The organism is Epibacterium sp. MM17-32 (assembly GCF_022348205.1).
In the GTDB taxonomy this organism is placed as follows: domain Bacteria; phylum Pseudomonadota; class Alphaproteobacteria; order Rhodobacterales; family Rhodobacteraceae; genus Epibacterium.
In genome coordinates this window covers 276,658-301,829 of record NZ_JAKRFC010000005.1, presented here as the reverse complement: position 1 = coordinate 301,829, position 25,172 = coordinate 276,658, and the positions used below count along the sequence as shown (strand labels likewise).

Sequence of the window (25,172 nt, the reverse complement as noted above, 5' to 3'; positions counted from 1 at the left end):
TCACAAAATGACCTTGTGTTCATACTGACCGGTTGCGCCTGTCAGGGCACAATAGGTCTGACCGGCATTTGGGTCGTCCAACCCTTCGGCCGCCGTCGTGATAAAGAGGGTCGACAGGTCTGCGCCGCCAAAGGCCGGGCAGGAGCATTGAGGTGTCGACACCTGAACAGTCTCTAACAAGGCGCCTTCGGGACTATAACAGGCCACGCGGCCAGCACCCCACTGCGCGTTCCAGAGGTGTCCAGACCTGTCCACGACGGCCCCATCAACTCCGAAATCTTCCCTGCTGGCATCGAGGAAAACATCCGCCTTACCCTCCGGCCAGCCGTCCGCCGCAGCCAGAGGCTGACGCATGATGCGCCCCGCCTTGGTGTCTGCGTAATAGGCGCAGCTTGCATCCGGGGCAAAGCAGATCGCATTCGAGATCGTCACATGGGGCACCAGCTTGCGCAGCTCCCCGCGATAGAAGCGATAGATCGCCCCTGCGCCCGGTTCTGCATTGAACCCCATGGTCCCAATCCAAAAGCCGCCCCAAGGGTCAGCCCGGCCATCGTTGGACCGGGTCAGCGGATTGTCGGCCTCCAGCGCACAGATCAGATCGCGCTCTTGCGAACGCAGATCAAAACGCCAGAGCCCGGTTTCACTGGCGATCAGCAAGGCATCGCGGTCCAGCCAGCCCGCCGCCGAGACACATTCCTCGAACTGCCAGATATGGTCCTCGGTGCCCTCGACAGTAAGGAGACGCTTGCCGAGGATATCGAACCAGAACAGTTGCTGCCGTTCCGGGTGCCAGAGCGGCCCTTCCCCCAGAATACACCTGTGGGAACTGAAGACCTCCGCCACGGTCATACCGACACCGCATCATAGGCCGAGACCATGTCCCGCGCTCTGGCGGCGATGTCGGCAATGCCCCGCCCGGGTTTGTAGAGGTTGGACCCGATCCCGAACCCGGTGATCCCGGCGGCTTTCCAGTCGGCAAAATTCTCCGGCCCGACACCACCGACGGCAAAGGTTTGCGTCTGTGTGGGCAAGACGGCCTTGACCGCCGCAAACCCGTCGATCCCCAGCTTGAAGGCCGGGAAGAATTTCAGGCCATCCGCACCGGCGCGCAGGGCGCTGAAGGCTTCGGTCGGCGTAAACACACCTGGAAAGGACAGCATCCCGGCCGCCTTTGTGGCGGCAATCACATCCGGATTGCAATCGGGCGACACCACCAGCTTCGCCCCGATCTCCTGCAACCGCTGAACATCGGCACGGTCCAGGACAGTGCCCGCGCCGACCTGGGCGTGGCCGGTGGTATAGGCGACCATCCGCGCGATGCTGTCGAAGGGATCGGGCGAGTTGAGCGGCACCTCGATCTGGGTGATGCCCGCCTCCAGCAGGGCATCCGTTACCGGGAGCGCTTCTTCCGGCGTCAGTCCGCGCAGGATGGCGATGATGTTGCGGCTCATGGTCTGTTCCTCATGTCATTTGCGCGCGCTGCGCCCAATCCGGCAAGCGTGACCTGCTCGGCGTCCAGCACCCGTGCCTCGGCGTTCTCGATCGCAAGCGCTGTGGCATAGGCCTGCGCGATGTCGCTTTCGCCCACCAGAATCGTGGTCTTTCCCTGCCAGAGGGGACGCATGCCCGAGATTTCGAGCCCCAGCAGCAGCCCCGACGCCCGCGACCTGGCCTCCACCGGATCGAGATCGGTCAGCAGCGCTTCGGCGCGCAGACCAAACAACAGGTTGCCAAGCAGCTGCGGTGACTGGCTGCCGGCACGGCATCCGGCCTCAAATGCGGCGCTGTTCCAGCTGTCCCTCGCCAGAGTATGGCGCAGAACGGAGGACGTGCCGAGCAGCTGAAACAGCTCGCCCGTCAGAAAGGTCGAGAATTGCCTGATTTCCCCGTCCTCGACCAGAACCCATTTGGTGTGGGTCCCGGGCAGGCAGATCACGCCCGACAGGTCGGGAGACAGCGCCAGGACCCCCGCAATCTGTGTCTCTTCCCCACGCATGACGTCGGCGGGATGAAGCTGTTTCACCCCCGACAGGACATGCACCTCGATCCGCGGATCGGATGTTTCAACGCGGGTTGCGGTGTCAAATCCCGGCGGCGCGCAGGGGGCTTGGAGATAGGGGGCCTCGCACCATCCCTGGCGCGAGCCAACCATGCCGCAACAGAGGACATTCAGCGTCCGTCCAGACTCGATATAAGGCTCTAACAAGGCCAATAGGGTCTTTTCATAGTCTTCACGCGCCAGACTCGCCATACCCTTGTCAGAGTCGATGCGGCGCAGGGGGCGACCGTTCTCCCCCATGGGCCACAGGCGCAGATGAGAGGTGCCCCAGTCCACAGCGACCCAGGCGGCGCTGGTATTGGTGTGATCCGTCATCCGGACACCACGACACCGCCATCGACCACCAGCGCCTGACCGGAGATCATGCGGCTGGACTGCGATGCCAGAAAGAGCGTGGACTCGACGATGTCCTGTGGCGCGAGGTGATCCTTGAGACATTGGCGTTCAAGATGGGCCGCCAGCCCCTCGGGCGTCGCCCATTTGTCGAGCTGCTTTTCAGTCAGGACCCACCCCGGTGCGAGCGCGTTGACGCGGATGCGATCAGGTCCGAATTCGCGCGCAAGGCTGCGGGTCATGCCATTGATGCCGGAGTTGGCGGTCGTGTAGGCGGGATACCCGCTGTTGCCCATCATGTAGCTGATCGAGGTGAAGTTCACGATAGCCCCGCCGCCGAGCTGTTGCATCCCCGGCACCACTGCCTGGCAGGCAAAGAAATAGGCCTTGAGGTTCACCGCCTGCGACCAGTCCCAGAACGCCTCATCGACATCCAAAGTCGCGTGGCGTTGATCGTTGGCCGCATTGTTCACTAGGATACCAACGGGGCCATGCGCGTCTGCCGCCTGGGCAATCGCGGCCTGAAGCGCCGAAATATCGGTAATGTCACATTGAATGAACAGCGGTCGGGTGCCGGTCTCGGCCTCCATCCGCTCGACAAACTCACTGGCGTCGGATCGCCCGACAAAGGCCACCCTGGCCCCTTGCCGCAGAAACCCCTCGGTCAGGGCCGCGCCGATACCGGATCCACCGCCAGTGATGAAGACGGAGGCGCCCTCCAGATCGTGGAAAGTTGCGTTCAGATCCATGTCAGTGGCTCTCCCTCGTTACCGGGCGGGTGTCCTTGCCCACCAGGAAATCCAGATCCGCGCCCTGATCGGCCTGAAGGACGTGATCGATATAAAGTTTTGCGTAGCCGCGGGTGTAGTGCGGCGCGTCCGGCTGCCATGCGGCGCGGCGGGTCTCCATCTCCTCGGCGGAGATCAGAAGCTCCAATTCGCCCTTGGTGGCCGACACCCGGATGCGGTCGCCGGTCTTGACCAGCGCCAACGGTCCCCCCGCCTGCGCCTCGGGCGAGACATGCAGGATCACGGTGCCAAAGGCGGTGCCGGACATGCGCGCGTCCGACACCCGGATCATGTCCTTCACCCCCTGGGTCACCAATTTGCGCGGGATCGGCATGTTGCCCACTTCGGGCATCCCCGGGTAGCCCTTTGGTCCGCAGCCCTTGAGCACCAGAATGCTATCCGCCGTCACCGGCAGATCCTCGCGGTCGATATTGGCTTTCATGTCCTCGATGCTCTCGAACACATAGGCCTCGCCTTCGTGTTCCAGCAGGTGATCGGAGGCCGCCGAGGGTTTCACGATGGCCCCGTTCGGCGCCAGGTTGCCCCGCAGCACCCGCAAACCGGCAGCAGGTTTCACCGGCGCGTCGAAACCGCGGATGACATCGTCGTTGAAACACTCCGCCCCGTCGGCATAGGTGGTGATATCACCACCAAGAACGGTCCGTGCGGATCTCAGGTGGCCCTTGTCCTGCAGCTGCTTCAGCACCACGGGCATGCCCCCCGCGTAGCAGAAATCCTCCATCAGGTATGTGCCGGAGGGCATGCAATTCACCAGCAGCGGGATCTCGGAGCCGATCTCGAAATCCTTCAGGTCCAGTTCCACGCCAACCCGACCGGCCAGCGCCAGCAGATGCACCACCGCATTGGTGGAGCCGCCGACCGCAGCGTTGGCAAGAATGGCGTTCTCGAAGGCCTGTTTGGTCAGCACGTCTGAGGGTTTCAGGTCTTCATCGACCATCTCGACGATGCGCTTGCCCGTCAGATGCGCCAGCGCCATGCGACGCGCATCCACCGCAGGCAGCGCCGCGTTTGTGGGCAGCGACATCCCCATCGCCTCGACCAGAGACGCCATGGTCGAGGCCGTGCCCATGGTCATGCAGACCCCTTTGGAGCGGCTCATGCCCGACTCGGCGTTCATGAAGTCCTTCAGCGTCATCTCGCCCGCGCGCACCGCTTCGGAGAATTTCCAGACGTCGGTGCCGGACCCGATGTCCTGACCGCGGTATTTGCCGTTCAGCATCGGCCCCGAGGAAACAACGATCGCGGGCAGATCGACGGAGGCTGCGCCCATCAACTGACCCGGCGTGGTCTTGTCGCAACCGCCAAGCAGCACCACACCGTCGATCCCATAGGCGCGGATCGATTCTTCGACGTCCATCGCAAGAAGGTTGCGGAACAACATCGCCGTCGGCTTCATCTGGGTTTCGCCCAGCGACATCACCGGAAATTCGACAGGAAAGCCGCCCGCCTCCCAAACGCCGCGCTTCACCCCTTCGGCAAGGTCCCGCAGGCCGGAGTTGCAGGGTGTCAGTTCGGACCACGTATTGCAGATCCCGATGATCGGCCGCCCGTCAAAGGCATGATCGGGAAAGCCCTGGTTTTTCATCCAGGACCGGTGAATAAAGCCGTCCTTGTCCAGCTTGCCATACCAGCCACGGCTGCGACGGTCTTTGGTCATAGTTTTTCTCCTTCGATCACCCAGATCGTTTCAGGAAATTGCCAGGGAAGGGTCAGCCCCTGTTGCATCAGGATCTGACCGCTGAGCGTGAGCGGTCCCTCTTTCAGTGCGGTGCGCCCGCGCGACAGGTGGTGCAGATCCTCCCGGTTCACGAGGTCGATCCGGTAAAGCGCTTGGGGATCGAGACCAGTCAGGCGCAGCGGGCGCGGCATGATCTGATGCGAGGTCCGCGCCTTGCCGGCAAAGACCACAAAGCGGCTGCCATCGGCCGCCTGCTGCTGTTCCGCGATCACAGTGTCATCCGCGCTGTCTAGGCGCAGAATATCCGCGCCCATCCGCCAATGGCGATTGTGCTTCCACCAGGCAGTGACCCAGGTGAGCACCTCGGCCTCCGCCTCTGTCAACTCGCGGGGGTCCATTTCGAACCCCATGTGCCGCTGGGCCGCGACCCAGGCGCGCATCGGCATGTCGATGCTCCGTCCCGAGGTATGGCAGATCCGCGGGCCGACATGCGATCCCGTCACGGCTATCGGCAGGAACAGCGCCGCATCATGCTGGATCCGCAAGCGTTCCAATGCGTCGTTGCTGTCCGAGAGCCAGACCCGCTGCGTGAGGCTCAGGATACCTGCATCGATCCGCCCCCCGCCCGAGGCGCAGCTCTCGATTTCGACCTCCGGAAACGCCGTGCGCAGATCCCGCAGCAGCGCGTAGATACCCTCTGCCTGAGCCGCATCGGTGATCGGCAGCAGGCGGTTATGGTCCCATTTCAGGTAGTCGATCCGGTTGTCGCTCAGGATCGTCGACAGCGTCCGGAACAGGTGCGCCCGCACGTCGTCGCGCGACAGGTCCAGCACCCGCTGTTGGCGTCCCTCAATCTGATCCGCCGGGCCGAGGATCCAGTCCGGATGCGCCCGCGCCAGATCACTGTCAAGGTTCACCATCTCCGGCTCCACCCACAGGCCGAAGGTCATGCCGAGGCGTTCCACGTGGTCGATCAGCGGCGTCAGCCCCTCGGGCCATTTACGCCAATCAATGTCCCAATCGCCCAACGACGACGTGTCGTCATCGCGTCTCCCGAACCAGCCATCATCCAGCACAAAACGTTCCGCACCAAGCTTGGCCGCCCGCTCTGCGATCTCGCTCAGGACAGCGAAATCATGATTGAAATAGACCGCCTCCCAGCAATTGTAGTGCACCGGGCGTGGGGTTTCGGGCTTGGGCCAGGCAACCACATGATCGCGTAGCAGACGTTGAAAGGCGACGGCACAGCCGTTGAAGCCTGCCTGCGACACCGCCAGATACAGCGGCGCGGTGCGGAATTTGGTACCCGCCGCACGGGTCCCCGTCGCATGGCCCCATTGGATCTGCCGCCGTCCGGAGGGAAGCTCTTCGGCGAGCATCACATGCCCACCGGACCAGCCGTAATGCATGGCAAAGACGGTGCCTTGGGTATTGCTGGCGCCGGCTTCGGGGAAATAGGCCAAGGGCGGATGCTCATGGCCGGAGCGCCCCGTGCGCGCCTCGCGCGTGTGGATCCCCGCTCGCCATGGTGCGCGTTCGATCTGGAACTCCCCGATCCAGCGGCCGGAGACATCGACGATCTCATGTCCCATCTGCGGCCCCGGGAATACCGGCGCGGCAAGGTGGTGCAGGGTGACCTCCCGATCCGAGATCAGCGTGGTCGAGGCGGCGATTGTCTCGCCCCGGACCTCAAAATCAAACAACAGCGTCAGCCCAAGATCGCGATCCCGGCAGGTGAACTGCGCCCCGTTGGTGTCTTCCAGACGGAACCGCGGATGGAGCGGTGCCCCATCGCGATAGGCCACCAGACCCGGCTGCCCCTCAAACGACAGTGACGCCTCTGGACACAGCGACAGCGGCGGCAGCCGATCAATCATCCCGCCGGTCACTTCCTGTTCGCAGGCCCGGGCCAGTGCGGCCAGATCCGTCTCCGGCAGCAGCGCAGGCCCCCAGTAGAGCGCGCCGGGAAGACCGCCGTCAGACGACAGCACCAGCGTTTGACCCGGCGCATCGATCCGCCAGAGGTGCAGATCGTCGCTCATTTCACCGCCCCGAGGGTCAGACCGGCGATGAAATGTCGCTGCATCAGGAAGAACATCGCCACCGGCGGCAGCGCCGCCACGATCGAGCCGGCACTCATCAGGTGATAGGCCGCGCGATATTGCGCGTTGAAAGAGGTGATCCCCGCCGTCACCGGCTGGCTTTCAGCCCCCTGCGTCAGCACCACCGCCCAGAAATAGTCATTCCAGATGAAGGTGAAGATCAGCACCGACAGCGCGGCAATCGCGGGCTTCATCAGCGGCAGCACCACAAACCAGAAGATCCGCCACTCCGCGACGCCTTCGACGCGCGCCGCTTCGATCAACTCAAACGGCAGGGCGCGAATGAAATTGCGCATGAACAGGGTGCAGAACCCGGTCTGAAAAGCAACGTGGAACAGCACCAGGCCGGTCTTGGTATTATAAAGACCCAGATCCAGCGTCAGGTCGCGCACCGGAACCATCAGGATCTGAAAGGGCACGAAGTTCCCCGCCACAAACATGAAGAACAACAACAGGTTGCCACGGAACTTATACACGCCCAGCGCAAAACCCGTCATGCAGGACAGCGCCACCGCCCCGATCACCGTCGGCACCGTGATCAGCACCGAGTTCATCAGATAGCGCGGCATGTCGGAGGCAAAGAACACCTTGCCGTAGTTCTCGAACCCTTTGAAGGCGGACGGCCAGCCCCAGTAATTGCCGGTGGTGAAATCCACATCCGGCTTGATGGAGAACACGGCGACCGCGATCAGCGGCAGCAGCCACAGCACCAGCGCCATCGGCACCATGGCCTGATAGGTGGCGGCCCAGGCGGGCGAGGATTTCTGGATCGGACGCGGGAACATCAGCGGCCCCCTTTCTCTTCTTGGTACATCGACCACAGGAAATAGGCGATAAAGCACAGCATGATCAGGAACAGCACCACGGCAATCGCCGCTCCATAGCCCATGCGGAAGCCGTATTCCGACAGCGCTTTTTCAAACATGTAGAACGACAGCACACGCGACGATCCAAACGGTCCGCCGTTGGTCATGATGGAGATCAGGTCAAAGGAGCGCAGCGCGCCGATGATCGTCACCACGAAGGCAATGAAGGTCGCGGGCCGCAGCTGGGGAATGATCACATACCACAGCATCTTCATGCCCTTGGCCCCATCAAGGCGCGCAGCCTCCACCTGCTCCGGGTCCACCGCATTCAGCCCCGTCAGATAAAGGATCATACAATAGGCAGTCTGCGGCCAAAGACCGGCAAGGATGATCCCGTAGGTCACAAGGCTGGGGTCACCAAGAACGTTCAGCGTGCCAAAGCCAAAAAAACCGAGGATCTGGTTCAGCAAGCCAAAGGTTGGATCATAGAACCAGCTGAACACCAGACCGACGACTACTTGGCTGATGACAAATGGAAAGAAGAACAACGACTTGTAGAGCCGGATACCGACGACATTCTGATTTAGGAACAACGCGATCGCCAGGCCGGCGGGGATCGCCAGAAGGTACAGGAGCAGCCATTTCAGATTGTTCCACAAGGAGACCTCAAACGCGCGATCGTCCATCAGCTCCACGTAGTTTTCCATGCCCACATAAAGCGGCTCTCCCAGTCCATCCCAGCGATAGAACGAGAGGTTGAAGCTCTGGAGGATCGGAAAGATCACGTAGAACAAGAAGAACAACGTGCCCGGCAACAGGAACAGGAACGGTGCAAGGGCCTGCCGGTTGCGTCGAATCCAACCGGGGGCACGATCTGTGAGCGGCAAGGCTGTGTCAGCCATAGGAGGTCTCCCGGGGTACTTTCCACCCGCCTTCGGTCACAGACGGCGGGACAGGCGAAAGAGGTGATTGGATCTCTGGCAGCGGCATAGCGCGCCGCCCATCCACGGTATCGGGCGGGACTGTTCCCGCCCGATCACTTTGGATCAGTAGACCCGCTGACGGGCTTTCTCGAGGCGGTTCAGGATGTCGTCCAGATTGTCCGGGAACACCATGAACTCCTGGAACCCTTCCATCGCAACCGACGCCATCTCGGCCGGGGCGTCGCGATCGAAGAACTGCGCGATGCCACCGGGGCTGTTGGATGACAGCAGTTCAAAGCCCTGGGTCAGCATCTCGTCATCATCCACCGAAGAGGATGCGTTGACCGGCAACTGGCCCAGTTTGTCGCCGCTGTTGATGTCGGTCTGCACATCTGCGGACACGACATAGCGCAGGAATTCGCGCGCCGCGTCCTTGTTCTGCGCCCCCGCCGGGATGTGGAAGGTGTCGGTGGGCGCGTCTTCGGCCATCTCGACATCCGGGTTGATCGCCGGGAACTGATAGAAATCGATCTGATCTTCACCCAACCCGGCCTCGCGCAGCGGCGCGACGGCAAAGTTGCCCATCAGATAGGCTGCGGCCTCACCATTGACCATGAACGGCAGCGCTTCTTGCCAGCTGTAGGACTGGTGGTTATCGATGAACGCCCCCATGTCGATCAGTTCGCGCCAGTTGGCAAAGGTCTGCTGCACCCGCTCATCGGTCCACGGGATTTCCCCGTTGGTCAGTGCCATGTGGAAGTCATAGCCATTGGTGCGCATGTTGAGGTAGTCGAACCATCCCCCGGCGGTCCAAAGGAATTTCGACCCGATCGTAAAGCACTTGCGACCCGAATCGAGGATCTTCTGGCAGTTTGCCTTGAAGCTCTCCCAGTCCGTCGGCTCCTCCAGCCCCAGCTCGTTGTAGATGTCTTCGCGGTAATAGACGCCCCATTGATAATAGGTATAGGGCACGCCCCATTGCTTGCCGTCGATGGTCATGGCGCCTTTGGTCGACGCGAGATTCTCGGCGATTTCAGGCTCGGCCCACAGGTCGGAGACATCCTCGAACAGACCAGCCGATACATAGGGACGCATCCGGTTCGCCGCATACCAGTTGGCCACATCCGGGGCATTGGCGGTGAGGAAGTTGCGAATTTGGGTCTTGTAGGCTTCGCGATCAATCACGGTCAGCTCGACCGAGAGATCGGGATGCATGGCATCAAAATCTTCCGCCAGCTTCTCGATCACAGCGCGTGGCGCCGGATTCGACATATCCGAAAAAATCTTGAGCGTCCCGCTCAACTCCGAGGCCTGTGCAGATGCAGCCAGACCGACGGTCATTGCGATACCCGCGACCGTTCCCTTCAGCAAGTTCATGATGTCCTCCCATATTGACGGCTGGCGTTTGGTTTCACATAATGGAACCAGTTTCCAACTATTGAAACCATGAATGATACTGTCTATGAATGTCAACAGTCTCTTCGCCTCCGGGCGGCGGGACGTCAGGGAGGACAACAATGGCAACGCCGGACACGCCGCAGCGCGGCAACGACGGAACAGTCGGAAAAGCCTTGGAAATTCTGGACCGGGTTGCCGAGTACGGACGCCCTGTGCGCTTTGCCGAGCTGCTCGCTGCGTCGCGCCACCCCAAGGCAACGCTGTACCGCCTCCTGCGAACTCTGACGAATCAGGGCATGCTGTGTTTTGACGACGAACAGCAAACCTATGCACCGGGCCTGCGCCTAGTGCGGCTGGCCCATGCCGCCTGGCGGCAGAGCTCACTGGCCCCGGTCGCCCGCGATCATCTGGACGCGCTTTCGATCGAGGTTGGCGAGACGATCCACCTCGCCCAGCTGGATCAGGGGCAGGTGCTCTATGTCGACAAGCGCAACGCCCGCACCCCGATCGAGATGTTCAGCCAGGCGGGCAAGGTTGGCCCGGGCTTCTGTACCGGCGTTGGCAAGGCGATGATCGCGCATCTGGACGGAACCGCCCGCGATGATGCGATCCGTCGGCAGGCCTATGTCCAACACACGCCCCACACACTGGCGAGCGAAAACGCCTTTCGCGCCGAGCTGGACCGGATCCGGACCGATGGCGTGGCGTTCGACCGCGAAGAACATGAACCCGGGATCATCTGCATCGCCGCCCCCATCCTGTCCACCAAGGGCCGGGTCATGGGCGCCCTGTCGATCACATCATCCACCCAGCGGCAATCTCTTGAGGGGCTCGACGCCTTTCGCCCGCTGCTGCTGAAAACCGCCAATGACATCGCGGAGGCTGCCGAGAGCTGGCAGTTCCCCACCTGAGGAGGACCGGCGCAGCGGGCAAGGACCCCGCGCCGCAGAAAGGATCACGATCATGACCGGCGTCACGCTGACCAATGCCGTAAAGAAATACGGCGAAATCCAGACCATCTTTGATGTGAACCTTCAGATTGAGGACGGCGAGTTCTGTGTCTTTGTCGGGCCGTCTGGCTGCGGCAAGTCCACGCTCCTGCGCATGGTGGCTGGTCTTGAAGAAACCACCGCCGGACAAATCCACATCGGCGCGCGTGACGTCACCAATGTCGATGCCGCAGAGCGGGGCGTGGCCATGGTGTTCCAGTCCTACGCCCTCTACCCGCATATGACCGTCGAGGAGAATATGGGATTCGGGCTCAAGATGACCGGCCACCCAAAGGCGGACATCAAGGAAAAGGTCGCCGAAGCCTCCCGCATCCTCAAGCTAGACGACTATCTGTCGCGCAAACCCAAAGCCCTGTCGGGCGGTCAGCGGCAGCGGGTTGCAATCGGTCGTGCGATCGTGCGCGGGCCGGAGGTTTTTCTGTTCGATGAACCCCTGTCGAACCTGGATGCCGAGTTGCGCGTCGACATGCGCGTGGAGATCGCGCGCCTGCACAAGGAAATCGGCGCCACCATGGTCTATGTCACCCACGACCAGGTCGAAGCGATGACACTCGCGGATAAAATCGTCGTGCTGCGCGCCGGGCGGGTGGAGCAGGTCGGCACGCCGATGGACCTCTACAAGGATCCCGACAACAAGTTTGTCGCCGGTTTCATCGGCTCCCCAAGCATGAATTTTGTCACCGGAACCGTCCAGGATGGCAAGGTGACCGTCCCCGCGTTTGACGGACGCCAGATCTCAACCGAGGTTGCATTGCCGGCGGAGGGCACACCGGTCATCGTCGGGCTGCGTCCCCAGAATATCGCGGTCTCGGCAGGTCACACCGCGACGCTTGATCTGCGAGAGCGCCTTGGAGCGGTGGCCTATGACCACCTGATCTGCGCCGATGGCGCCAAGATTATCGTCGAAACGCGCGGCGAGGATTCGCTGGAGGAAGGGGCTGCAGTCGCCCTCGATTTCGACGACGCGGATGTGTTCCTGTTTGACGCCAGCAGCGAAGCGCGATTGCGCTGACCCCCGGGTTGGGACCAACAGGACACAACACGGAACAGGATTGGACGGTGGCTAGAGGGCGGGCTTTGTCAGCATCAGCCACAGGATGGCCAGCACCGCTGCAAACGCGGGAAAGCCACAGGCGAACCACCAGCGATAGAGGCGAAAATACGCCTCCGGGAGCGCCGCACCGGCCTCCCGCGCCTGTCGCGCCAGGTTCCGCATCCGGATCTGCATCCACACCACGGGCAGCCAGAACGCTCCGACCACCAGATACAACGCCAGCGACAGGGCAACCCAGCCTTCGGTCAACGCCCATCCGACCTCTCGTGCCAGCAGATAGCCCGTGATCGGCTGCGCCACGGCAGCCGTTGCGGTGAACAACGTATCCGCAAGCACCACGATACCCGCCACATGGGCGATCAGCGCTGGGTCGCGGCTGTGATGTGAAACCACCATGAAAAAGGCGATGCCTGCGCCGGTCCCCAGCAGAACCATCGCCCCGATGACATGCAGAAACAGCAGGATCTCGTAGGTCATCGCGCCTCCACGACCAGCCAGACAAAGCCCGCCAGCACCATTCCCGGAAACACCTTTATCATCGGACCCAAAGGATCGAGCCACAGGTCCGGGGCTGCCACGACGCTCCCCAACAGATAGCTGAGCGACAGCGCAACCATTCCAAGCGCCGCCCGCCTGACCCACGGACGCCACAGGAGTGCGGCGCCCAACACAATGTCCAGTACAGCGCCGCCGATCACGGCCAGGGTACTTGCCCAAGGGGCGACACCCCGCTCGGTCAGGATCGACACCGTTCCTGCATAGTCAAAGAACGGGATGATCCCGGAGAGAATCCAGAACAGCGACAAGGTGGCGATTGCCAGGGGCAGCAGGAGGTAGACCCGGGCAAACATCCGATCCTGTCGCGTCGCCGGCTGCGCATTGAGGGTATCCGCAAGAGATCGGCACGGCCCTCCTCCGGCCGCGATCCAGGAGCCGGGGTCCCCGCGAATGCCCGCCTCAAGACTGCGCAACGCGCTGCGTCGAAGCGGAGACCGCCAGCCCAAGTGGCCAAGAAGATCCGCACCGCAGCTGCTCAATCGGATCATCCAGCCCGGCACGACCGGCCTCCAGCGCGCAGGCGGAAGCCCGAGCCAGGCGCGCACCTGAGACGTGAGCTCCGCAAAACTCTGCACGCCCGCTTCGGTCAGTGTTGCGGTTGTTCGCGCAGGAATATCCCCGGTCGCGGCACGCACGACCGCCTCTGCAACATCATCGAGGGCAACGGTTTGAACCGGCGCATCCGCCAGCACCTGCGGCTGGACCAAGGGGATCGAAGCGATCGCACGCAACAATGCCGTTCCCCCATAAGCCTCGCGCGCCAGAACCAGCGTCGGCTGCAAAATCACCCAATCCGACAGCCGGTCGGACACCAGTGCGTCGCCTCGCGCCTTGCTGCGAAAGAACGCTGTCGGGGCGGTCTCGGACACGCCCGCCGCCGAAATCTGCACCAGCCGCACCGGCAGATCGCCGATGGCTTCGGTCAGGTTGGCGATAGCGGTTACATGGATGGCCTCCAGGTTGTCCCGCGCACCGTCCTGCAACGCCCCTGCCGCGTTTACCACCACATCCACGTCACGCAGCATCTCTTGCCATTGTGCCACGGTGAGCGTGGTTATGTCGCAGATCTCCCATTGCACGGGCAAGTTTGCCGCCTGCGCCGATGCAGCAGAACGCCCCATACCAACGACCTCGAAACCGGCATTGTCGAGCGCCCGCACACAGGCTGCGCCAATCAACCCGTAAGCACCAAGGACAAGGGCACGGCGTTGCTGCGACATTACTCCACCCAGATCTCCACCCGCCGATTGACCTGTCGGCCCCAACCGCTGTCATCGCAGGCGATCGGAAGCGTTTCGCCATAGGCCTGGGTCTCAATGCGCAGCCGGTCCAGATTGGCCGTTTCCGCCGCGGCCTCGACCGCATGCCGCACGGCCTCCGCCCGCTTCAGCGCGATCGCCAGATTTCCCTCGGCAGGGCCCTCCCCATCGGAGAATCCGACAAACACCAATCGTTTGTTGTCATAAATACCGGCCTCGATCTCGCGCGCGAGCAGGTCGATATTGCTGCGGGATTGCGCGTCCGGTCGCGACGATCCGGCCTCGAACCGGAAGGTCAGTGTCAACCGCTGCAATTTGTCGAGCCCCCGGATCAGGCTTTGCAGCGCGTCGAGGCCAATGTCCTCTCCTGCCGCCTTGATCGCATTGCCCAGACGTTCCCCCTGTGCCGCCATCGGAATCCGTTCCGCGGCCTGATCCACAAACCCGGCTCGCCGGATCACCGCCTGCGCTGCCGGCCCGCGGACATAGGTCAGAAAATCGCGGGCCACCCGGGGCAATCTCCGGGCCGGAAGATAGAGGAACATCGGCGCCGTCAGCGGGTAGTCCTCTGTTTTTATCATACGGCGCCCGGCACTCAGCGAGAACCCGCAGGACCCGGTCAGGGTCAGCATCCGTGCCGTTCCGGTTTCGGCATAGCTGGCAATGCCGATCGCAAACGGATCCGTGGCCACGGTCCGCACCAACGAGCTGCCACGGTCATGCCGCCGGATGGCGCGCGACAGTTCCAGCCCCGCCGGGGCCAGCAGGCGGTCTTCGACGGCCTCCGCCAGACCGGAGCCTTCGACTGTCAGATGCATCGAGATTGGCGCATCCGCTCCGCCCAGCTGCTTCCAGTTGGTGAGCTTGCCGGCATAGACATCAGCCAGTTGCGGCAACGAAATCCGGCGCACGGGGTTGGTGCGTGACACGATCGGCACCATCGCATCCAGCGCCAGCACCCGCGCGCGGTTGGACAATGTCATATCGCCCATGCCCGCGTCCTGCGCGAGACGGCGCTCGGCATCCCGGATTTCGCGCAACGCCATGACGATGTCGGTCTGATCTGCCAGAAGATCGGCAAACCCCTCGTTGGTGTTGCTCACCAGGAACACGAAACGGGCGGCCGGATCACTGTCACGCAACAGGGTGTATTCAAACTGGCGTGAATCGATCTGCTCCCGCGTGGTTTGAAACCCGTTGCGCAGGGCAAACCCCTCCACCAGCGCGGGCAACAGCACTTCGGCCATGGTCGAGGATCCCGACAGGGTGATCTCGGCCACAAAGTCCGACAGGCTGGGACAGCCGGGCCCATCACAATGGACGCCGGAGCCATCAACCGTCAGTTCCCCGAACTGGGTGTCGACACGATAGAACTCGCCATCGAACCCCAGCAGGTCGCCGGTGACCTCGATCGCGCCATCGGGCGAGGACAGTGTCACATCCTGGCCTGCAACCGGGACGCCTGCGCCGAACAAACAGAGTGCGGCGCAAATCGCCGCACGAAAATAGCTCATGAGAAATCCTGGTGTCGTCGCCGTCAGTTGGCGGCGATTTTCAAGCTTTCGACGAGATTATTCAACACCAGAAAATCACCAACCGCAGAACAGTCTGGCATGTTCAGGGTCAGATCCCGCGTCCGCAGGTGGTCCCCGCGGCGTTCCACCAGTTGGGCAGAGATGGTGCGATCACAATTCATCGCGGTAATCTCCGCTTCGACGGAGACGTCAGCATCGCCAAGAGCCGCGCTCTGCGGCAGGGTGTAGACCTGCAGCAAATGGGGGGCGATCTGATCGGGGTCGCCCAACAGCTCGACGGAGCCCGCGCCCCGACCGGGTTCGGACCCGGCCCAGACATGACCCTCATCGCCATAGGTGGCACCAAATTCAAGCGCATGCAGCTCAAGCCCGCTGTGTCCCTGCCACTGCAGCGCAACACGTTCGACGCGGTCAAAATCCACAACCCGCGCGCTCGCCTCCAGATCGCGCCCGGTTGCAAAATCCGCCAGCACCACGGAATGCGCCGCCATGGCAGGCACCTGGCCGGAGTACGTTCCGGCAGGTGACAGGGATTCGGTGATCATCAGACCGCTGTGATGCAGGGTGAACCGCTCCCCCGCATGGCACGGTGCGTCAATTTCGACTTGCAGGAAGGCATCTTTGGCAGGGGTCACCGTCAAATCCGCGAAACATCCCGCAGCCGGATCCGTCACCGCGCCCGCATCGGGCCGAGAGGGGCGCACAACGGGCGCGGCCGAGGTAAAGGTGAGATCCTGCAGCACCAGCTTTCCGGTGTCCGGTTCGCTGGGCAGTGTGCCTGGGGCCGAAACCGCGACGGGTCCAGGGCCGCGCATCTCATCGGCGCGCTTTTGCATGTACAAGCCTGTGCCCAATGCGCAGCTGACCGTGGCCGCCACAATCAGCACTGTCACTCGTGTACCCATAACCACTCTCCTTACCCCAAAAGGTTAAGGATTCGTATCTCTCGAAGGAGGCCAGACTGTGGCAGGGGCCGGGAGGAATATCGGCGATTGCCACAGTCTTTAATGAAATCGTCGCTTGTCGCGATCGTCTGCGTCAGCCCAGGCGGCCGTGGCAGTGTTTGAACTTCTTGCCCGACCCGCAGGGGCATTTGTCATTGCGCGAGGGGTTGCCCCAGGTCGAGGGGTCATCCTCGACAAAGCCCGCAAGCGGTTCTTCCACGGGGTCTGCCGCGGCGGGAGCCGGGGCCGCAGCCTGTTGCATGGCAGACTGGCGGGCCGCCATCTGCATCATCATCTCACGCTGCTCTTCTTCGCTCAGCGGGCGCACCCGGGACAGTTGCTGAGTCACGGTTTCGCGCAGCGAATCGAGCATGGATTCGAACAGCTGGAAGCTCTCGTTCTTGTATTCGTTGAGCGGATCGCGCTGCGCATAGCCCCGGAACCCGACCACAGAGCGCAGGTGCTCCAGCGTCAGCAGATGCTCGCGCCATTTTGCATCGATGGTCTGCAACAACACCTGCTTTTCGATGTTGCTCATCCCCTCCTCACCGAAGGCATCGACCTTCTCGGCCATCAGCTTGTCAGACGCCTCGATCAGGCGTTCACGGATCTGCTCGTCATCCACGCCTTCTTCTGCGGCCCAGTCGGCCACGGGCACGTCAATGCTCAGCTTGTCCTTGACGTCCTCCTGCAGCCCTTTGGTGTCCCATTGGTCGGCATAGGTCTTGGGCGGCATGTAGATATCGATCAGATCGTCGATCACCTCGTGACGCATATCCGTCACGATCTCGTGGGTGTCCTCCGAGGCCATGATTTCACGACGCTGGGCAAACACCACCTTGCGCTGGTCGTTCATCACGTCGTCGAACTTCAGCACGTTCTTGCGCATGTCGAAGTTGCGACCTTCGACCTTGGCCTGCGCGCGCTCCAGCGATTTGTTCACCCAGGGGTGCACGATCGCCTCGCCCTCTTGCATGCCGAGCCCGGAGAGCAGTTTCTCCAGCCGTTCGGAGCCGAAGATGCGCATCAGGTCGTCTTCGAGGCTGAGGTAGAATCGGGTGCGCCCCGGGTCGCCCTGACGACCGGACCGGCCCCGCAGCTGGTTGTCGATGCGGCGGCTCTCGTGGCGTTCTGAGGCCATGACAAAAAGACCGCCAGCGTCGAGAACCTTCTGCTTCTCTTCGGCGTGTTTGGCTTCTTCTTCGGCGCGCAATGCCGCCGGATCCGCCTCCGGATTGGCCTCCAGCGCTTCCATCACCTTCAGGTCGACGTTCCCGCCCAGCTGAATGTCGGTGCCGCGTCCCGCCATGTTGGTGGCGATGGTGACCGCACCATAACGCCCGGCATCAGCGACGATCTTTGCTTCCTGCTCGTGATGGCGTGCGTTCAGAACATTGTGTTCGATGCCTTCCTGTTGCAGCAGGTGGCTCAGCAGTTCGGATTTCTCGATCGACGTGGTGCCCAGCAGGACCGGCTGGCCCTTTGCATGGGCGACCTTCGCCTCCGCAATCATCGCTGCGTATTTTTCGCCAGCGGTGCGATAGACCTGATCGTCCTCATCCACGCGGGCGATCGGCCGGTTGGTCGGAACCTCGACTACACCGAGACCGTAGATCTCCGCAAATTCCTCCGCCTCGGTCATCGCCGTGCCGGTCATGCCGGACAGCTTGTCATAGAGGCGGAAGTAGTTCTGGAACGTGACCGAGGCCAGGGTCGTGTTCTCAGGCTGGATCTGAGCGCCTTCCTTGGCCTCGATCGCCTGATGCAGCCCCTCAGAGAGGCGACGGCCCGGCATCATCCGACCGGTGAATTCGTCGATCAGCACCACATTGCCGTCCCGCACGATGTAGTCCTTGTCGCGCTGGAACAGCTTGTGCGCACGCAGCGCCTGGTTCACGTGGTGCACCACCGTGGTGCTCTCGGGATCATAGAGGCTGGCGCCCTCTTCAAGCAGACCCGCCTGTTGCAGCGACTGTTCGAGGAATTCGTTGCCCTCGTCGGTAAAGGTCACGCCGCGGGTCTTTTCGTCGATCTCGTAGTGATCTTCATCCAGCGTCGGAATCAGCTTGTCGATGGTCTCATAAAGCTCCGAGCGATCCTCGGCCGGGCCGGAAATGATCAGCGGCGTCCGCGCCTCATCGATCAGGATCGAGTCGACCTCATCGACGATCGCGAAATTGTGCTGCTTCTGGAACACCTGATCCAGCGAGGGCTTCATGTTGTCGCGCAGATAGTCAAAGCCCAGCTCGTTGTTGGTGGCATAGGTGACATCGCATTCGTAGGCGGCCATCTTCTCCGCCTCGGGCTGGTTCGAATAGATCACGCCGGTGGTCATCCCCAGCGCCTCGAACACTTTGCCCATCCATTCACTGTCACGCTTGGCGAGGTATTCGTTCACCGTGACCACATGCACACCCTTGCCGGTGAGCGCGTTCAGATAGGCCGGGAAGGTCGCGACCAGCGTCTTGCCTTCACCGGTCTTCATCTCGGAGATATTGCCCTGATGCAGGAAGGTGCCGCCCATCAGCTGCGTGTCGAAGGCCCGCAGGCCCAGAGCGCGGCGTGCGGCCTCGCGCACATTGGCAAAGGCTTCGGGCAGGAGCGCATCAAGGCTTTCACCGGCAAGAGCCCGCTTGCGCAGGTCCTCGGTCTTGTCCTTCAGCCCCTGGTCACTCAACGCCTCGAACTCCGGCTCCAGCGCGTTGATCTTTGCAATCAGCGGCCGTGTCGCCTTGATTTTGCGGTCGTTCGGCGTGCCGAAGACCTTTTTGGCGAGAGTTCCGATACCCAGCATGTGCGCTCCAAAAGTCCTGTTCACGGCCTTGTTTTGCGGCAGGCTTGCCCGCCGTGTTCGCAACCCATAAACAAAGGTGGAAAGACGGTCCTGCCGCAGGCCCTATGGCGATGTAAGGGGCAGGAAAATAAGTGTCAACGCCACGACCCTCCGTGGCAGGAATATAGGAAGGTTTCCATGCGCAAAGGTCTCACTTTTTTGCGGGGCGTCGTTGCAGCGACTGTTTTCGGCCTCACAGTGCCCGCTTATGCCGAACAGACCGCCAATACCGTCATCGCGAAGGTGAACGGCGAAGAGATCACTCTGGGTCACATGATTGTGGCGCGATCCAAACTGCCGGCTCAATACCAAAGCCTTCCGGACGATGTGCTGTTCAATGCGCTGCTGGACCAGCTGATTCAGCAGACCACGCTGAAACAACAGCTGCACGGCGATGTGCCGGAGCTTGTGCGGCTGAGCGTAGAGCACGAGAAACGCTCGCTTCTGGCCTCGACGGTGATCGAAACGATCATGGAAAATGCCCAGTCCGAAGACGCGATTCGTGAGGCCTACGACGCCCGCTATTCCACCGGCGACGGCGGCGACGAGTTCAACGCCTCGCATATTCTGCTGGAGACGGAAGAAGCCGCGATCGACATCAAGGAACAGCTGGATGCCGGCGCGGACTTCGCATCGCTGGCGAAAGAATCCTCCACCGGACCGTCCGGACCCAATGGCGGCGCACTGGGATGGTTTCAAAACGGGCGCATGGTTCCCGAGTTCGAGGCCGCAGTCACCGAAATGCGGGCCGGAGAGGTCTCCGACCCGGTGCAGACCGAATTTGGATGGCACGTCATCAAACTGCATGAGCGTCGCAAGCTGGAGGCACCCGACTTTGACGAGGTGCGCGAAGAAATCGCGCAGGAACTGGCGGTGCAGGCCGTCGAAGACCGCGTCAATCAGCTGACCGCAAATGCGATGATCGAGCGTTCCGAGATCGAAGATCTGGATCCGTCGGCGCTGCGCGACATGAGCCTGATCCAGAACTGATCCCACCCCCTGCGTTTGCAACTGGAGGCCCAAGATGGCTAAATCCCTGCCCCGTTCACCGCTTGCGCCCGCAACATTTCCGGATCTTCCGGTGATCGGCGGTGTGCGCTTTGCCGCGGCCGCCGCGGGCGTCAAGTATCAGGGCCGCACCGACGTGATGCTTGCGGTGATGGACCCGGGCACGGCGGTTGCGGGTGTTTTCACCCGATCCGCCACCCGCTCTGCCCCCGTGCTGGATTGCCAGGCAAAGCTGGGCGGCGATCCGGGCCAGGGTGCGGCCATCCTGGTCAACTCCGGCAATTCCAACGCCTTTACCGGTCACTACGGGCAAACCTCGGTTGCAGAGATCACCGCTGCGGTCGCCCAACGCACCGGGCTGCGGCAGGAGCGGGTCTTTACCGCCTCGACAGGTGTCATCGGTGAACCGCTCCCCCACGACCGTATCGTGACCAAGCTGGATGACCTGCACGGCGCCCTGTCCGATACCGCGCTGCAACAGGCTGCCGAGGCCATCATGACCACGGATACCTTTGCCAAGGGGGCCTCCGCGACGGTCGAGATCGACGGCGTGCCGGTGCAGATCGCCGGCATCGCCAAGGGTTCGGGCATGATCGCGCCGGATATGGCCACCATGCTGGTCTATATCTTTACCGATGCGATTTATGATCAGGCCAAGCTACAGGCGCTGTTGTCGGCAGAGAATGATACCTCATTCAACTGCATCACCGTCGACAGCGACACCTCGACCTCCGACAGCCTGATGCTCTGTGCAACTGGCGCGTCCGGTGTGGATGCCACCGACCACCCGGCCTTTGCCACCGCTTTGCGGGGCGTCATGCTGGATCTGGCGCATCAGGTGGTGCGCGACGGTGAAGGCGCGACGAAATTCGTCGAGATCCAGATCACTGGCGCGGCCAGCGATGCCGACGCCAAGGTACACGGCCTGGCCATTGCCAACTCGCCGCTGGTCAAGACCGCCATTGCCGGCGAAGATCCCAACTGGGGTCGCGTGGTGATGGCGATCGGGAAATCGGGCGCAAAGGCCGACCGTGACCTGCTGTCGATTTCGTTTGGCGATATACGTGTCGCCGAAAAGGGATGGGTTGCCCCGTCCTACAAAGAGGAACTGGGCGCCGCCGAAATGAAGAAGGACGAGATCACGCTGAAGGTTGATCTTGGCCTTGGCGATGGGTCCGCAACCGTCTGGACCTGCGATCTGACCCATCAGTACATCACCATCAACGCGGACTATCGCTCATGACGGATCAGAAAAAAGTCGTTCTGGTCTCTGCCGTCGCCCTGATCGATGTCGAGGGCCGCATCCTTCTGGCGCAACGTCCCGAGGGCAAGTCCATGGCCGGTCTGTGGGAGTTTCCAGGCGGCAAGGTCGAACAGGGCGAAACCCCCGAGGTCGCCCTGATCCGTGAACTTCAAGAGGAACTGGGCATCAACACCTGGTCAAGCTGCCTGGCGCCGCTGACCTTTGCCAGCCATTCCTACGAAAAGTTCCACCTGCTGATGCCGCTCTTTGCCTGCCGCAAATGGGAAGGCATCCCGCAGGCCCGCGAAGGTCAGGTGCTGAAATGGGCACGTCCGCAAGAGCTGCGCGACTACCCAATGCCCCCCGCGGATATACCGCTGATCCCGATCCTGCGGGACTGGCTCTGAACACCCCCGCATCCCCAGCACGCAAAAACCCCCGACTGTTTCCAGCCGGGGGTTTTTTGTTGTCTCATCCTATCCTCAGTCGAGGGTGCGGGTGACTTCCTCACGCTCGAAGATCTCGATGACATCTTTCGGGCGGATGTCTTCGTAGTTCTCGAACGCCATACCGCATTCCTGACCGGACTGAACCTCGGACACTTCGTCCTTGAAGCGCTTCAGGGTCTTCAGCGTGCCTTCGTGGATCACCACGTTGTCGCGCAGCAGACGCACACCGGCAGAACGGCGGGCCACACCTTCGGTGACGAGACAGCCGGCAACCTTGCCGACGTTGGACACTTTGAAGACGTCCTTGATCTCGGCATACCCGATGAAGTTCTCCCTGATCTCTGCCGAAAGCAGACCGGAGGCCGCAGCTTTAACATCGTCCACCAGATCGTAGATCACCGAATAGTAGCGGATTTCCACGCCTTTCTGGTTGGCGGTGTTGCGGGCAGAGGCATTGGCACGGACGTTGAAGCCCATGACCGGCGAGCCGGAGGCTTCGGCAAGGCCGATGTCGGTTTCGGTGATCGCGCCCACACCGGAGTGCAGTACGCGCACGCGCACCTCGTCGTTGCCGATCTTTTCCATCGCCTGAACGATGGCTTCGGCAGAGCCCTGCACATCCGCTTTGACCAGGATCGGCAGCTCGGAGACGTTCTCGTCTTCCTTGGCCTTCTGCATCAGCTGTTCAAGCGTCGTCGCAGCGCCGGCAGCAGCGCGTTTGTCCTTCGCCGCCTGTTCGCGGTATTCGGCAATCTCGCGCGCCTGTGCTTCGGTCTCTGTCACGTTCAGCACATCGCCCGCTTCGGGGGTGCCGTTGAGGCCGAGAACCTCGACCGGAACCGAGGGACCGGCTTCCTTGACGCGTTCGCCCTTGTCGTTGATCAGCGCGCGGACCTTACCGTATTGCTCACCCACAACAAAAATGTCGCCCTGGCGCAGAGTCCCGGTCTGAACCAGAACCGTTGCAACCGGACCACGGCCCACGTCGAGCTGTGCTTCGATCACGGCGCCTTGCGCGGCACGGTCGGGGTTCGCCTTCAGCTCTAGGATCTCCGCCTGAAGCGCGATCGCTTCGAGCAGTTCGTCCAGACCCTGGCCCGTATGGGCGGAGACTTCGACGTCCTGAACATCACCGGACATCGCTTCGACGATCACCTCGTGTTGCAGAAGTTCGGCGCGGACCTTGTTCGCATCAGCGGCGGGTTTGTCGATCTTGTTGATCGCCACGATCATCGGCACCTCGGCCGCTTTGGCGTGATTGATCGCCTCGATCGTCTGCGGCATGACCGAGTCGTCCGCCGCAACCACAAGAACCACGATATCCGTCACCTGCGCCCCGCGAGAGCGCATCGAGGTGAAGGCCGCGTGGCCGGGGGTGTCGAGGAACGACAGCACGGCACCGCTGTCGGTCGTCACCTGATACGCACCGATGTGCTGGGTGATGCCACCTGCTTCGCCCGCAACAACCTTGGCATCGCGGATCGCATCGAGAAGCGAGGTCTTACCGTGGTCGACGTGACCCATGATGGTAATGACCGGCGGACGCGGTTCCAGGTCTTCTTCCTTGTCCTGGACCTCCTTGATGACGTCCTCGACGTCAGCATCGGAGACACGGACCACCTTGTGGCCGAATTCCTCGATGATCAGTTCGGCGGTGTCGGCGTCGATGGTCTGGTTCTGCGTGACCATCATGCCCATGTTCATGAGCGATTTGACCACATCCGCAACCCGTTCTGCCATCCGGTTCGCCAGTTCGGACACGACGATCGCTTCGGGCAGCTGCACGTCGCGGATCACCTTTTCACGTTCGACCGAACCGCCCATCGCCTTCTGGCGCGCGCGCTCCTGCTTGCGCTTCATGGCTGCAACGGAACGATGCCGCCCGCCTTCTCCGCCAGTCGCCTGGCTCAGGGTCAGCTTGCCAGAGCGGCGTCCGCCGTCATCACGACCCTTGCCACCGCGACCACGCTCTTCGCGTTCGCGTTCCGCCTTGCGCGGCTGCGTGGTCGGTTTCGGCGCACCGCCCGCCGGGCCACGTGCCGCCGCAGGCGCACCGGCGCCCTTGTCAGCCTTGGGTGCCGCAGCTTTCTCGGCTGCCGCGCGCTTTGCGGCTTCTTCGTCTTCCTTGCGCTTGCGCTCTTCTTCTTCGGCTTTCTGGCGCGCCTTTTCTTCGGCCTCGCGCTGTTCGCGCTCCTTGGCCTCCTGTTCGGCACGGCGGCGCTCACGCTCCTCGGCGCGGGCCTTCTCTTCGGCCTCACGCTGGGCGGCCTCTTCGGCCTCGCGCGCCTTGGCGGCCTGAAGCGCCTTCAGGCGGCGGTCCATTTCCGCATCAGAAATACCAGCAGGGCGCCGCGAAGCATCGCCGGCAGCAACGCCACCGGCGCCGCCTTTGCCTGCGCCCGGCTTGGGGACAACCACGCGCTTACGCTTGGTTTCCACCACAACATTCTTGGTCCGACCGTGGCTGAAGCTCTGTTTCACATTGCCGGGCCGAGACCCGCTACCACGAAGACCCAATGTCTTTTTGCCGTCACTATCGCTCATAAAGCTCTTTATCCTTCCGTGCGGCCGATGCCGCCCTTTTCGCGCAAACCCTGCAATCGCTGGGCTTCCTCTACAACACGTTGGCTGAGTCCACCAGAGGCGAGCGCGGCATGTATGACAGTTTCACGCCCAAAAGCCATCCCAAGCTCGTCTGCCGTCATGCATCCGATGTATTTGCCGCGGTGCGGCGTACTCAGTTTCGACTTCCCTCGCCCGGACCCGTCAGACGCCTGGATCAAGATCCGTGCCTCTTCCTTGTCCAGCCAATCCTTGACCTTTTCATAGCCACCCACGGCATCGCCCGATTTCCGGGCAAGGCTGATCAGATCGACCGTGCGGCGCAACACCTGACGCTCAACCTCGTCAACCAGCCCGTCCTGAACCGTGACCTGCGCCTTGAACCCGCGTGCGAAGAGTTTCTTCTTCACCGCTTGTTCCAGCGCAGCCTTCGTCGCGGTCACATAGACACCACGACCGGGCAGCTTTCCCATCACATCCGGGTAGACCTGATTGTCAGGCCCCAGCACAAAACGGATCAGCCCGGCCTTGGGCTGTGTCTCGCCAGTCGCGATACATTTCCGTTCTGGCCCGTCAGCACGGGATTTTTCTGCACCACCACGGGTCATC

21 protein-coding genes are annotated in these 25,172 nt (G+C 62.2%); 5 read left to right on the top strand and 16 right to left on the bottom strand.

Features of this window, described 5'->3' with window-relative positions:
- From MHM88_RS11110 to MHM88_RS11070, 9 genes are all read right to left on the bottom strand, one after another.
- Positions 1 to 849 (bottom strand): SMP-30/gluconolactonase/LRE family protein, encoded by an 849-nt coding sequence (locus tag MHM88_RS11110; RefSeq protein ID WP_239364505.1) that lies wholly within the window; start codon positions 847 to 849, stop codon positions 1 to 3.
- On the bottom strand, positions 846 to 1,451 hold the full coding sequence (locus MHM88_RS11105; protein WP_239364486.1) for a 2-dehydro-3-deoxy-6-phosphogalactonate aldolase: 606 nt from the start codon (positions 1,449 to 1,451) through the stop codon (positions 846 to 848). Before MHM88_RS11105 ends, MHM88_RS11110 begins: the two co-directional genes overlap by 4 nt.
- Positions 1,448 to 2,374 carry a 2-dehydro-3-deoxygalactonokinase gene (locus MHM88_RS11100; RefSeq protein WP_239364483.1) on the bottom strand — a complete coding sequence of 309 codons (927 nt, stop codon included), beginning with the start codon at positions 2,372 to 2,374 and terminating at the stop codon, positions 1,448 to 1,450. The genes MHM88_RS11105 and MHM88_RS11100 overlap by 4 nt, the downstream gene beginning before the upstream one ends.
- Positions 2,371 to 3,141 carry an SDR family NAD(P)-dependent oxidoreductase gene (locus tag MHM88_RS11095; RefSeq protein WP_239364480.1) on the bottom strand — a complete coding sequence of 257 codons (771 nt, stop codon included), beginning with the start codon at positions 3,139 to 3,141 and terminating at the stop codon, positions 2,371 to 2,373. The genes MHM88_RS11100 and MHM88_RS11095 overlap by 4 nt, the downstream gene beginning before the upstream one ends.
- A 1-nt stretch (position 3,142) precedes the next feature.
- Positions 3,143 to 4,858, bottom strand: a complete 1,716-nt coding sequence (locus tag MHM88_RS11090) for an IlvD/Edd family dehydratase (protein ID WP_239364477.1) — start codon at positions 4,856 to 4,858, stop codon at positions 3,143 to 3,145.
- Entirely contained in the window at positions 4,855 to 6,921 is a 2,067-nt protein-coding gene (locus MHM88_RS11085; protein ID WP_239364474.1) for an alpha-galactosidase, read from the bottom strand. Before MHM88_RS11085 ends, MHM88_RS11090 begins: the two co-directional genes overlap by 4 nt.
- Positions 6,918 to 7,766, bottom strand: coding sequence for a carbohydrate ABC transporter permease (locus MHM88_RS11080; protein WP_239322337.1), 849 nt, complete (start codon positions 7,764 to 7,766; stop codon positions 6,918 to 6,920). The genes MHM88_RS11085 and MHM88_RS11080 overlap by 4 nt, the downstream gene beginning before the upstream one ends.
- Positions 7,766 to 8,689: a carbohydrate ABC transporter permease gene (locus tag MHM88_RS11075; protein WP_239322336.1), complete on the bottom strand. Its 924-nt coding sequence runs from the start codon at positions 8,687 to 8,689 to the stop codon at positions 7,766 to 7,768. Before MHM88_RS11075 ends, MHM88_RS11080 begins: the two co-directional genes overlap by 1 nt.
- Before the next feature lie 144 nt (positions 8,690 to 8,833).
- The gene (locus tag MHM88_RS11070) at positions 8,834 to 10,087 is read right to left on the bottom strand and encodes an ABC transporter substrate-binding protein (protein ID WP_239364472.1); all 1,254 of its coding nucleotides are present in this window, start codon (positions 10,085 to 10,087) and stop codon (positions 8,834 to 8,836) included.
- Positions 10,088 to 10,227: 140 nt separating this feature from the next.
- Between MHM88_RS11070 and MHM88_RS11065 the strand changes: the two genes are divergently transcribed.
- Complete coding sequence (locus tag MHM88_RS11065) at positions 10,228 to 11,019, top strand: IclR family transcriptional regulator (protein WP_239364470.1); 792 nt, start codon at positions 10,228 to 10,230, stop codon at positions 11,017 to 11,019.
- A 52-nt stretch (positions 11,020 to 11,071) separates the two neighbouring features.
- On the top strand, positions 11,072 to 12,130 hold the full coding sequence (locus tag MHM88_RS11060) for an ABC transporter ATP-binding protein (RefSeq protein ID WP_239364468.1): 1,059 nt from the start codon (positions 11,072 to 11,074) through the stop codon (positions 12,128 to 12,130).
- 51 nt (positions 12,131 to 12,181) lie between these two features.
- On the opposite strand, the gene MHM88_RS11055 is transcribed toward MHM88_RS11060, so the two are convergent.
- From MHM88_RS11055 to secA, 5 genes are all read right to left on the bottom strand, one after another.
- Positions 12,182 to 12,649: a DUF2269 domain-containing protein gene (locus tag MHM88_RS11055; protein WP_239364466.1), complete on the bottom strand. Its 468-nt coding sequence runs from the start codon at positions 12,647 to 12,649 to the stop codon at positions 12,182 to 12,184.
- Complete coding sequence (locus MHM88_RS11050; protein ID WP_239364464.1) at positions 12,646 to 13,950, bottom strand: SDR family oxidoreductase; 1,305 nt, start codon at positions 13,948 to 13,950, stop codon at positions 12,646 to 12,648. The genes MHM88_RS11055 and MHM88_RS11050 overlap by 4 nt, the downstream gene beginning before the upstream one ends.
- Complete coding sequence (locus MHM88_RS11045; RefSeq protein WP_239322330.1) at positions 13,950 to 15,503, bottom strand: phosphate ABC transporter substrate-binding/OmpA family protein; 1,554 nt, start codon at positions 15,501 to 15,503, stop codon at positions 13,950 to 13,952. The genes MHM88_RS11050 and MHM88_RS11045 overlap by 1 nt, the downstream gene beginning before the upstream one ends.
- 23 nt (positions 15,504 to 15,526) lie before the next feature.
- The gene (locus tag MHM88_RS11040; protein WP_239364461.1) at positions 15,527 to 16,429 is read right to left on the bottom strand and encodes a hypothetical protein; all 903 of its coding nucleotides are present in this window, start codon (positions 16,427 to 16,429) and stop codon (positions 15,527 to 15,529) included.
- A 133-nt stretch (positions 16,430 to 16,562) separates the two neighbouring features.
- Entirely contained in the window at positions 16,563 to 19,262 is a 2,700-nt protein-coding gene (gene secA, locus MHM88_RS11035; protein WP_239364459.1) for a preprotein translocase subunit SecA, read from the bottom strand.
- A gap of 177 nt (positions 19,263 to 19,439) precedes the next feature.
- Here secA and MHM88_RS11030 point away from each other — a divergent pair, with 177 nt between their 5' ends.
- The 3 genes from MHM88_RS11030 to mutT are packed head-to-tail and all read left to right on the top strand — an operon-like array spanning position 19,440 to position 21,959.
- On the top strand, positions 19,440 to 20,291 hold the full coding sequence (locus tag MHM88_RS11030) for a peptidylprolyl isomerase (protein ID WP_239364457.1): 852 nt from the start codon (positions 19,440 to 19,442) through the stop codon (positions 20,289 to 20,291).
- Between the two features lie 34 nt (positions 20,292 to 20,325).
- Complete coding sequence (gene argJ, locus MHM88_RS11025; RefSeq protein WP_239364455.1) at positions 20,326 to 21,552, top strand: bifunctional glutamate N-acetyltransferase/amino-acid acetyltransferase ArgJ; 1,227 nt, start codon at positions 20,326 to 20,328, stop codon at positions 21,550 to 21,552.
- Entirely contained in the window at positions 21,549 to 21,959 is a 411-nt protein-coding gene (gene mutT / locus MHM88_RS11020; protein WP_239322325.1) for an 8-oxo-dGTP diphosphatase MutT, read from the top strand. Before argJ ends, mutT begins: the two co-directional genes overlap by 4 nt.
- A gap of 75 nt (positions 21,960 to 22,034) precedes the next feature.
- Here the strand turns inward: mutT and infB are convergent, their stop codons facing one another.
- Positions 22,035 to 24,545, bottom strand: a complete 2,511-nt coding sequence (infB, locus tag MHM88_RS11015) for a translation initiation factor IF-2 (RefSeq protein ID WP_239322324.1) — start codon at positions 24,543 to 24,545, stop codon at positions 22,035 to 22,037.
- An 8-nt stretch (positions 24,546 to 24,553) separates the two neighbouring features.
- Positions 24,554 to 25,171, bottom strand: a complete 618-nt coding sequence (locus MHM88_RS11010) for an RNA-binding protein (protein WP_239364452.1) — start codon at positions 25,169 to 25,171, stop codon at positions 24,554 to 24,556.
- Position 25,172: the final 1 nt, after the last annotated feature.